This is a genomic window from Emticicia sp., assembly GCF_043780375.1.
GTDB lineage: Bacteria > Bacteroidota > Bacteroidia > Cytophagales > Spirosomataceae > Emticicia.
Genome location: NZ_JAYWCU010000126.1, coordinates 1 through 8,601 on the forward strand (window position 1 = coordinate 1; position 8,601 = coordinate 8,601).

Consider the following 8,601-nt stretch of genomic DNA (forward strand, 5'->3'; position numbering starts at 1 on the left):
TCGTTTTGGCGTATTTTTAAGTATTGCATATCGCTTTTTTTTGCAAAGGTCGCACAAACGCACGTTAATATAATAATTTAGTGTTCAAAATGTCTAATAATTCTATTAATGGCAAGATTTTACGAATCAATTTAGATGGAACAATTCCTGAAGATAATCCAACAGCAGGAAGTCCGATTTGGAGTAAAGGACACCGAAATCCTCAAGGAATGGTTTATGCCAATGGTAAACTTTATGTAAGTTCGCACGGACCAAATATTGAAGATGAAATTAATCTAATTGTTCAATCGGGAAACTATGGTTGGCCTAATGTCAATGGCCCTTGTGATACACCAAGTGAAATTACTTTTTGCAATGCTAATTCAACCATACAACCTATCTTTTCTTCTGGAAACGTTACTTGGGCATTTTGTGGCTTAGATTATTACAATAGTGACACTTATCCGCGTTGGAAAAATAACCTTTTGATGGTTTCGCTCAAAAATCAGACTTTTTATAGTTTCAAACTCAGCGAAGACAGAAATACTATTGTCGGACAGCCAACTTTATATTATACAAATCAATTTGGTCGTTTGCGTGATATTGCCATTTCGCCCACAGGAAAAGTTTATATCTGTACTAATAATGTTAGTCCATCTGACAAAATCATTGAAATTACGCCAGTGGTTGATTAAAATACGATTATTTTATGTTAATTCAAATCTTGCTCTGTGAAGTTTCGTATAGACTTCGTAGAGCAAGATTTTTTGCTTATAATTGTAAACTTATTTTGTACAACTCGCCAAAATCTAATGAAAAAATCACTACTTTTTCTAATATTCATATCCCAAATCGGACTTTCTCAAAAACTAAAAATTGATACAAAAACAACCTACCAAACCATACATAGTTTTGGGGCTTCAGATTGTTGGTCGATGCAAATGATTGGTGAAAATTATCCGATTGAAAAGCGAGAAAAAATAGCGAGTTTATTATTTAGCAAGCAATTAGATAAGGCAGGAAATCCGAAAGGAATTGGACTTTCGATGTGGCGATTTAATATCGGAGCGGGCAGTACAGAACAAGGAATTGAGAGCAAAATTACGAATGAATGGCGTAGAGCAGAATGTTTTCTGGAAAATGAAAAATATAATTGGAATAAACAACGTGGTCAACAATGGTTCTTGGAAGCTGCTAAAAGAAATGACGTTGATTTTACGCTGGGTTTTCTGAATTCTGCACCCGTTTCGATGACAAAAAATGGTTTGGCAATTGGTAGCGGCAAATTAGGCGAATGGAATTTTGATAAAAACAAAATTGATGATTTCACGAGTTTTCTGACGAAAGTATCGGCAAAACTTAAATTTGATTATATCAGTCCATTCAACGAACCACAGTGGGATTGGGGGCCTAAATCAAAATCGGGATTTGGTTCGCAAGAAGGAACGCCCATCAATAATGATGATTTGGCTTGGGCGGTGCGGAAATTAGATGCGAAAATGACAGACCGAAAATTAAACACAAAGGTTGTCATTACCGAAGCCGCACAAATTGATTATATGTACAAATCGAAGACCAACCGAAGTGAGGCAAAACAGGACAATCAGATTGAAGATTTCTTTTCAAAATCGAGCAAAAACTATGTTGGCAATTTAAATTCGGCAGAAAAAATAATTTGTGGGCATAGTTATTTTACGACTTCGCCAAGCAATGAATTAATCAGTAAACGTCAAGATTTATTAGCCAAGGTTCAGCAGCAAAAAATCAATTATTGGCAATCGGAATATTGTATTTTGGGCGACAATGCTGGCGAAATCAAAGGTGGCGGGCAAGATTTAGGCATGAAAACCGCTTTGTATGTTGCCAAAGTTATTCATGCCGATTTGACTTATGCTAATGCTTCAGCGTGGCATTGGTGGCTTTCGGTCAGTGCCAATGATTATAAAGATGGGTTGATTTATATCTCAAACAATGGCGTAAAAGGAGAAAACGATAGCAATAAATTTGATGGTGAAGTTTATGATTCAAAACTCCTGTGGGCATTTGGTAATTTTTCAAGATTTGTCAGACCACAAATGCAGCGAATAAAAATCGAAACCGATAACAAAGATTTGATGATTTCGGCCTATAAAAGCTCAAAACAGATTGTGGTGGTGATTGTGAACTCTGCTCAAAATCAGCGAATCGACCTGCCAAACCTTACAAGAAATCAAGTAATTGACACCTACACAACATCAAAAGATAAGAATTTAGCTCACAGCAAAATCAAAGGCACAAGTATTGAAATACCTGCTGAGGCGGTGGTTACTTTGGTGACGGGGTTGAGGTAGTTGCTTTTTATGTCCTACGTTTGGCTCAATATTTATCCATAATAAATTTGTGAAAAGCGTTCTTTATAATACAACTACGCAAAACCTATTCTCAGATGCCGTTGTAACCCGCAATGGATATTGAACGGCTGACACAATGACTGATAGCTCCACTACGGTTTTAAAATCAGCCAAACTTCTTCACTTTATTCGCTAACATTTAGGAGAACAGGGGAACGAAAAAAAATTAGTAAAAAATAATACTTACCTTATATTTTACTATATTCATGCCGTAATCGTACGAATAACAATTTTTAATTTTTAATTTATGCAAACAGGAACAGTAAAGTTTTTTAATGATTCAAAAGGATTTGGTTTTATTACACCTGACGATGGAGGTGAAGACATCTTCGTACATATGTCTGGTTTGATTGACCAAATCCGTGAAAATGATAAGGTAAAATTCAACGTTGAACAAGGCAAAAAAGGGTTGAATGCAGTTAATGTTCAGGTGGCATAATAAAATACTGTCTTGTCCTAAAATAGGTTTGTGTAAACATATTTTAGGACAAGCATATTTTAAGCATTTTTCAAAAGACCTACTTCTTCTCAAAATAATCAACTGTCAAGTGACAAAGTGCTTTTACGCCGAGACCTAAGCCGCTATCATCAATAAAAAAGTCTGGTGTATGGTGCGGTGCAGCAACGGTGCTTCCAACGGATTTTCCACCCAAAAAGAAGAAAAATGCTGGTACTTTTTTGCCAAAAAAACTAAAATCTTCTGCTCCTGTGGCGAGCGATGCCGATAAAATATTGTCTTTTCCAGCCAATGCAGTCAAAGTTGGAGTCATTTTTTCGGTTAAAGTTGGGTCATTATAAGTTACTGGCACGCCAATATTGATTTTCAAGTCGGCAGTTGCACCCGCACTTTCGGCAATATTAGTCGCAATTTCTTGCATTCTTCTGTGAATTAATTTTTGTTGAGTATCGCTAAATGTTCTGATTGTGCCAATCAAAATTGCTTCTTCGGGAATAATATTATTTCTAATTCCACTATTAAATGCCCCGACGGTAACAATTGCAGGATTTTCGGTGATGTCAACGTTTCTACTAATGATAGTTTGAAAAGCCATTACGATTTGTGAACCAGTTACAATTGGGTCAATACCACTCCACGGACTCGCTCCGTGTGTTTGTTTACCTTTAATTTTTAAAGTATAAGTATCGGCAGCAGCCATTTCTGGGCCCGAACGAAACCTAATTTTGCCAACTTCTGTCAAAGAATTAATGTGCAGTCCAAAAGCCACATCTACTTTTGGATTTTCCATAACACCTTGCTTTATCATCAAAGCAGCACCACCTTCTTCGCCCGCTGGAGCTCCTTCTTCGGCAGGTTGAAAACAAAATTTCACTGTTCCTGCCAAATCATTTTTCATAGATGAAAGCACCTCAGCAACCCCCATCAAAATCGCCACGTGCGTATCATGCCCGCAAGCGTGCATTACACCCGTTTTTTGGTTGTTATACTCCGTTATTACATTCGATTTGAACGCCAACTCGCCTCTTTCTGTTACAGGAAGTGCATCCATATCTGCTCTGAGAAGTACCACTGGGCCGGGTTTTCCGCCTTTCAAAATTCCTACAACGCCTGTGTACGCAACTTTTTCTTGTACTTCAATTCCGAGAGATCTTAAGTGTGCAGCAATTTTTTCGGCAGTTTTGAATTCACGATTGCCGAGTTCTGGATTTTGGTGAATATCTCTTCGCCAAGTAATTACTTTTTGGTCAATTGATTCGGCTTTTGAGTTGATTTTTGCTTTTAATGAACTTTGCCCAAAAGTGTAAATACTTGATAATGAGAGCACTAAAAATAAGATTCTTTTCATTTTGATTAGATTTTGTTGATGAAAAATGATTTTTGAAAAAATTCGGTCGGATTTTTTTCCAAACATAACGATTCTACGAATAGCTTTATAAATACACCCTGTTTTTTTCCTGCATTTGCCAAATCATCCCGAATTGTGTTTCTTTGTTAAAAAATAAACTTTTGATATGAAACCAGTTTACAAAGCACACCCTTGGCATGGAATTCCAGTAGGCGAAAAAGCCCCTGAAAGAGTTACAGTTTTTATCGAAATTGTGCCTTCCGACACTATTAAGTATGAAGTAGATAAAGAATCGGGTTATTTAAAAATTGACCGTCCACAAAAATATTCAAATATTATTCCTTCTCTCTATGGCTTCATTCCGCAAACTTATTGTGGTGAAGAAGTAGCCAAGTTAGCTCGTGAGCGTGGCTCTGAAAAAGTACAAGAAGGCGACGGCGACCCATTGGATATTTGTGTGCTTTCGAGTCATCATATTCCACACGGAGATATTTTATTACAAGCTATTCCGATTGGTGGACTTTGTTTGATTGACAAAGGTGAAGCCGATGATAAAATTATTGCAGTATTGGTAGATGACCCAATTTATCAAAAATTTACTGATATTAGCGAACTTCCCGATGCGATTCTGACTCGCCTAAAACATTATTTCTTAACTTACAAGAGTTTGCCAGACGAGAAGAATGCCATTGAAATATCAAACGTTTATGGAAGATTTGATGCCCACGAAGTTATCAGAAAATCAATGATGGATTACCGTGATTTGATCTTTAAACCTGTTTAAGGTTTCATAAATTAGAGAATGTTTATTGATTTAAAGCCAATTATTGATTATCAATTTTTCATTATCCATTAAAGTTGTACCTTTGTGCTTGATAATCAACTAATTACAGCAGTGATGCTGCAAATCCCATGAGGAATTCAAATTCAGGAAGACCACCAAGACCAAGAACAGAAACGAAAGACAAAAACTCGTCTTCTGTCAAGAAGTCATTCAGCACAGACCGTGCATCTTATCCAAATCAAAGACGAGAAGACGACCGCAAACCCTTCGGCGAAAAGCGGGATACGGCTCAAAAACCTTTTGGTAATAACAGACCTTATCAAAAACGAGAAGATAGCAACGACAGACGGGATACCGCCCAAAAACCTTTTGGTAATGATCGACCTTATCAAAAACGAGAAGACGATAAAAAACCATTTGGTGAGAAGCGGGATACCGCCCAAAAACCTTTTGGTAACGACCGACCTTATCAAAGACGAGAAGACGATAAAAAACCATTTGGTGAGAAGCGGGATGCCGCCCAAAAACCTTTTGGCAATGACCGACCATATCAAAGACGAGAAGACGATAAAAAACCATTTGGTGAGAAGCGGGATGCCGCCCAAAAACCTTTTTCGAGCGGGCAACGAAATATTGATAGACCGTTTCAGAAAAGAGAAGATAGTGGAAAACCGTTCGGCGATAAACCTAAAAGTTTTTCAGACGAAAGACCTGCTCATCCATTCAAAAAACGAGATGAAAGCGGCAGAGCAACCTCGAATGATAGAAAAAACGCTTTTTCGGCAGATAAACCACGTTTTCAGAAAAATGAACCTTTTAAGCCAAAAGAAAATCAGGCAACATCTTCACGAATCAATGCCCCAGATTATGACGAAGAAAAGCTAAAAAGTAGGCTTTCAGAAAAGGTACAAAAAAAACTTTTGAAAGAAGAAAAAACCTCCTCTCCTACCGACTCGATAAGACTAAATCGTTATATTTCTAATGCAGGAGTTGCTTCTCGCCGTGATGCTGACCAATTAATCGCTGCGGGCGAAATTACAGTAAATGGTAAGGTAATCATCGAAATGGGCTATCAAGTAAAGCCCGATGATGTAGTAAAATACGGAAAAAAGATTTTGAACCGAGAAAAAATGGTTTATTTATTATTGAATAAGCCAAAAGATTTTATCACGACAACCGAAGACCCCGATGACCGTAGAACGGTGATGGATTTAGTAAAAAATGCCTGTCCAGAGCGAATCTACCCAGTTGGTCGTTTAGATAGAAATACAACAGGATTGCTACTTCTAACAAACGATGGCGAATTAGCAGAAAAACTCTCTCACCCATCGCACGAAATCAAGAAAATTTACCAAGCTGAGTTAGATAGACCAATCTCGGAAGAAGATTTTGAAGCAATAACCAATGGTATAGAGTTGGAAGACGGTTTTATAAAACCCGACGAATTGGCTCTCGTTACACCCGATGCCGAAGTAGTAGGAATTAAAATTCACAGCGGAAAAAATCGCATTGTGCGTCGAATTTTTGAGAGTTTAGGCTACGAAGTAATGAAACTCGACCGCACAACATACGCTGGTCTTGACAAAAAAGACCTTCCACGTGGCAAATGGCGTTTTTTAACCGAAAAAGAAGTAATTCGATTGAAATATATGATATAAAAAGCTCAATGATGAATGATAAATGTTGTATTCAAATTTATGATTTTATAAAAAACCTGTGGGTAGTCTCTCACAGGTTTTTGCACAAAACACAGTCGTAACTTACTGATAACAAAGAATTTACAAAATATATTATTGGTTATTTAACATTCATCATTCATCATTGTACCATTTCCTTTACAACTCACTGACCAAAATTTATTATCTTTGTTCCTGATTTTAATAAAATACAAAGTAGAGAATGAATTATAATTTAAATCACGTTCCGAAACGTACAACTATACCACGTGAGTCTGGACTAACGATGGTAATGGATAAAGGATTGAGTATCAGAGAAGTAGAAGATATGTTGTCTATTTCTGCCCCCCACATTGATATTGTAAAACTTGGCTGGGCAACCTCTTTCGTAACGCCCAATCTCAAAGAAAAAGTCAAAGTATACCAAGATGCTAAAATTCCACTCTATTTTGGTGGAACATTGTTTGAAGCATTCGTTGCCCGTGACCAATTTGAAGATTATTTAAGAGTTTTAGACCAATATAATCTTGAGCACGCCGAAGTTTCAGATGGCTCAATAGAGATTCCAAGTAATGAAAAATGTGAATATATTCGTCGATTGGCAACTCGTGTTAAAGTGCTTTCAGAAGTAGGTTCAAAAGATGCTGAAAAGATTTTTGCTCCTTATAAATGGATTGAAATGATGCAGTCGGAGCTTGATGCTGGTGCTTGGAAAGTAATTGGTGAGGCTCGTGAAGGTGGAAATGTTGGACTTTTTCGTAGTAGTGGCGAAGTGCGTCAAGGTTTGGTAGATGAAATTATTCATGCTATTCCTGCCGATAAAATTATTTGGGAAGCCCCACAAAAATCCCAACAAGTTTACTTTGTAAAATTGGTTGGCACAAACGTAAATCTCGGTAATATTGCACCAAACGAAGTAATTCCACTCGAAACCATTCGTTTGGGGCTACGTGGTGATACATTTGCTAATTTCTTGCCCGAAAAAACAAAAAAACGCTTTAAACTGGGCAAATACAGCGGCGACAAACGTATTACTCAAGAAGAGTAATTTCAATACAAACATAAATGAGGTATAAATTTTAATCTTTTTCTGCCTCATACATCATATTTATATAATCCTTCTGCATCAAATCTCTTAACATGGAATTTATACATTTTATTCTTAATCTGCTAAAAGACCCTTTGGCTGCTTTAACTCAATTTATCAATGATAATGGAACATTAACTTATGGTTTGCTATTCCTGATTATTTTTGCCGAAACAGGATTAGTAGTAATGCCACTTTTACCGGGTGATTCCCTGTTATTTGCTGTTGGTGTATTAGCCGCTCCCGCTACAGGCGGTAAAATTGATATTACATTTGTTATTCCTTTATTAATTTGTGCAGCATTAATTGGCGACAATGTAAACTATTTTATTGGGAAATATTTTAGTGATTTTATTAAATCAAAAGATAAAATACTATTTCTTAAACGTGAACACATTACAAAAACAGAAGAGTTTTATGAAAAAAATGGCGGGCAAACTGTAATCATGGCACGTTTTATACCCATTGTTCGCACAGTTGCTCCATTTGTTGCTGGTGCTGGAAGTATGAAATATCCAAAATACATCGCTTTTTGCATTATTGGAGCGATTTTATGGGTAACAGGCATTACCTTATTGGGTTATTTCTTAGGAAATAACGAATGGGTGAAAACTAATTTTGAGAAGGTTGTTTTAGGTATCGTTTTGGTTTCAATACTTCCAATGATTATAGGAGTAATGAAAGCAAAATTCTTTCCAAATAACAACAACAACATCGCTTAAAATACAGATAGTAAGCTTTTTAGCTATGAATATTTTGCTCAAAAATCACTTGTTTCTACTAATGCGAATTTTGCGATAAAATCTTAGATAAGTACAATTTTATCTAAATCATTTTTATCAAGTTTGCATATATAATTTGGCATAGAAGGGAATGAATC

The 8,601-nt window shown here is 36.5% G+C and carries 8 protein-coding genes; 7 read left to right on the plus strand and 1 reads right to left on the minus strand.

What is annotated here, in order from left to right; translation table 11 throughout:
- Positions 1-89: 89 nt before the first annotated feature.
- The 3 genes from ACH2CJ_RS10055 (at position 90) to ACH2CJ_RS10065 (ending at position 2,808) form a co-directional block, all read left to right on the plus strand.
- Positions 90-674, plus strand: a complete 585-nt coding sequence (locus ACH2CJ_RS10055) for a PQQ-dependent sugar dehydrogenase (RefSeq protein ID WP_394992564.1) — start codon at positions 90-92, stop codon at positions 672-674.
- 117 nt (positions 675-791) lie between these two features.
- Positions 792-2,309, plus strand: a complete 1,518-nt coding sequence (locus tag ACH2CJ_RS10060; protein WP_394992566.1) for a glycoside hydrolase — start codon at positions 792-794, stop codon at positions 2,307-2,309.
- A gap of 307 nt (positions 2,310-2,616) precedes the next feature.
- The gene (locus ACH2CJ_RS10065; RefSeq protein ID WP_394992568.1) at positions 2,617-2,808 is read left to right on the plus strand and encodes a cold-shock protein; all 192 of its coding nucleotides are present in this window, start codon (positions 2,617-2,619) and stop codon (positions 2,806-2,808) included.
- A gap of 79 nt (positions 2,809-2,887) precedes the next feature.
- Here ACH2CJ_RS10065 and ACH2CJ_RS10070 read toward each other — a convergent pair whose 3' ends face one another.
- On the minus strand, positions 2,888-4,174 hold the full coding sequence (locus ACH2CJ_RS10070; RefSeq protein ID WP_394992570.1) for an amidohydrolase: 1,287 nt from the start codon (positions 4,172-4,174) through the stop codon (positions 2,888-2,890).
- Between the two features lie 166 nt (positions 4,175-4,340).
- On the opposite strand from ACH2CJ_RS10070, the gene ACH2CJ_RS10075 reads away from it, so the two are divergent.
- The 4 genes from ACH2CJ_RS10075 to ACH2CJ_RS10090 all read left to right on the plus strand — a co-directional run bounded on the left by ACH2CJ_RS10075 (position 4,341) and on the right by ACH2CJ_RS10090 (position 8,443).
- Entirely contained in the window at positions 4,341-4,958 is a 618-nt protein-coding gene (locus tag ACH2CJ_RS10075; RefSeq protein WP_394992571.1) for an inorganic pyrophosphatase, read from the plus strand.
- A 128-nt stretch (positions 4,959-5,086) separates the two neighbouring features.
- The gene (locus ACH2CJ_RS10080; RefSeq protein ID WP_394992573.1) at positions 5,087-6,616 is read left to right on the plus strand and encodes a pseudouridine synthase; all 1,530 of its coding nucleotides are present in this window, start codon (positions 5,087-5,089) and stop codon (positions 6,614-6,616) included.
- Between the two features lie 241 nt (positions 6,617-6,857).
- Positions 6,858-7,682, plus strand: coding sequence for a phosphosulfolactate synthase (locus ACH2CJ_RS10085; RefSeq protein ID WP_394992575.1), 825 nt, complete (start codon positions 6,858-6,860; stop codon positions 7,680-7,682).
- Positions 7,683-7,774: 92 nt separating this feature from the next.
- Positions 7,775-8,443 carry a VTT domain-containing protein gene (locus ACH2CJ_RS10090; protein ID WP_394992577.1) on the plus strand — a complete coding sequence of 223 codons (669 nt, stop codon included), beginning with the start codon at positions 7,775-7,777 and terminating at the stop codon, positions 8,441-8,443.
- Positions 8,444-8,601 lie beyond the last annotated feature (158 nt).

What these genes read in the sequence shown, in the direction of transcription:
- ACH2CJ_RS10080 (WP_394992573.1), top strand. Translation starts at nt 5,087, where the DNA reads ATGAGGAATTCAAATTCAGGAAGACCACCAAGACCAAGAACAGAAACG.
- ACH2CJ_RS10060 (WP_394992566.1), top strand. Translation starts at nt 792, where the DNA reads ATGAAAAAATCACTACTTTTTCTAATATTCATATCCCAAATCGGACTT.
- ACH2CJ_RS10065 (WP_394992568.1), top strand. Translation starts at nt 2,617, where the DNA reads ATGCAAACAGGAACAGTAAAGTTTTTTAATGATTCAAAAGGATTTGGT.
- ACH2CJ_RS10085 (WP_394992575.1), top strand. Translation starts at nt 6,858, where the DNA reads ATGAATTATAATTTAAATCACGTTCCGAAACGTACAACTATACCACGT.
- ACH2CJ_RS10070 (WP_394992570.1), bottom strand. Translation starts at nt 4,174, where the DNA reads ATGAAAAGAATCTTATTTTTAGTGCTCTCATTATCAAGTATTTACACT.
- ACH2CJ_RS10075 (WP_394992571.1), top strand. Translation starts at nt 4,341, where the DNA reads ATGAAACCAGTTTACAAAGCACACCCTTGGCATGGAATTCCAGTAGGC.
- ACH2CJ_RS10055 (WP_394992564.1), top strand. Translation starts at nt 90, where the DNA reads ATGTCTAATAATTCTATTAATGGCAAGATTTTACGAATCAATTTAGAT.
- ACH2CJ_RS10090 (WP_394992577.1), top strand. Translation starts at nt 7,775, where the DNA reads ATGGAATTTATACATTTTATTCTTAATCTGCTAAAAGACCCTTTGGCT.